This window comes from Nonomuraea sp. NPDC049625, from assembly GCF_040675285.1.
Taxonomy (GTDB): Bacteria; Actinomycetota; Actinomycetes; order Streptosporangiales; family Streptosporangiaceae; genus Nonomuraea; species Nonomuraea angiospora_A.
Genome location: NZ_JBFAOQ010000062.1, coordinates 1 through 1365 on the forward strand (window position 1 = coordinate 1; position 1365 = coordinate 1365).

General features: G+C 69.2%; 1 protein-coding gene. It reads right to left on the reverse strand.

Annotated features, from left to right (window positions below; all coding sequences use genetic code 11):
- Window positions 1–27 precede the first annotated feature (27 nt).
- Window positions 28–1113 (reverse strand): IS110 family transposase, encoded by a 1086-nt coding sequence (locus AB0J87_RS64395; RefSeq protein WP_363985927.1) that lies wholly within the window; start codon window positions 1111–1113, stop codon window positions 28–30.
- Window positions 1114–1365 lie beyond the last annotated feature (252 nt).

Here is a 1365-nt window from a genome sequence, read left to right on the forward strand (position 1 = left end):
TTGGATGCCCCTATGTTCGTCAAGTCGTCAGGCTGGGGCGGGAGCGTGGTCGGCTGTCGCTGCTTTGATCAAGGCGTAGACCTCGCGGGCGACGTAGCGTTTGAGGCAACGGATGACCTCTCGGCGGGTCTTGCCCTCGGTGGTGCGCCGTTGCAGGTACTCGCGTGTGCGCTCGTCCCAGCGCAGCCGGGTGAGGACGATGCGGTACAAGGCGGCGTTGGCCTGCCGGTCGCCGCCTCGGTTCAAGCGCCGGCGTTGGGACTTGCCGGACGATGCCTCCACCGGGCTGGTCCCGCACAAGGCGGCGAAGGATCCTTCGTTCTCCAGCCGTTGCGGGTTGTCTCCGGCTGTGACCAGCAGGGCCGCGGCGGTGTCCGGGCCGATGCCCACGCGCTCCAGCAGGGCGGGAACGTGACGGCGGATCACCTCCTCCAGCAGCTGCTCCAGAGCGTCGATCTCCTGCGACAGCGACTGGACGCGGGTGGCCAGCAGGCGCAGTACGTAGAGGGTGGCGCTGTCGACGTCGGCGACCGGGCCGACGGCCAGGTCGGCACAGCGGCGGATGAGGGTCTTGGGTCCCAGGCCGTCAAAGGAGGCTCTCAGGCCAGGGTCGGCGACCACCAGCGCCGCTCGCAGCTGGTTGATCGCCTGGGTTCTGGCCTTGACCGCCGATTCCTTGGCGCGTCGCAGCAGGCGGGCCATCTCGACCGGCCCGTCACCGGACTTGGGGATGGCGGTGGCCCGGCCCGACAGCACGGCCCGGGCGGCGGCCTCGGCATCCACCTCATCGGACTTGCCCCGCCGGCGGCGAGCGGCTTTATCGGGCTGGCTGACCTCGAAGACCTCGACGCCCTCGGCGGTCAGGACACGGGCCAGTGCGGCCCCGTAGGAACCGGTGCACTCCACGCCGGCCCGGCGCAGTACGCCGAAGGATCTCGCCCAAGTCAGCAGCTGCTCATAACCGTCAGGGCCGGTCGGAAAGCCGCGGCTGTCCAGCAGGGCTCCCATCCCGGTCAAAACCGCAGCGACATGGACGTCCTTGTGCGTGTCGACGCCCAGAACCACCTCCTCCCGGCCGTGGGCGAGGTGGAGAGGCGCACTGGTGTGGGGCATGCTGGTCATCGTGGTCCGGCTCCTGCTCGGCGTGGGGGCTGGTCGGCCGTCGCCGGGGTGGCAGGAGCGGTCAGAACTGTGACGGTGCTTTGTTTGCGGCAAGGCCCCTATCGGGACACGCTCCGACGCCCCAGTGACAGCGAGCACCGCTTCGAAACCCCGGCCGACAGATCCAAACAAGGACACCATGGTCTGTTCTCGCGCGGGTCAAGCCGGGGCTCGAAGCGGCACACCACCATCCTCACAGTTCTC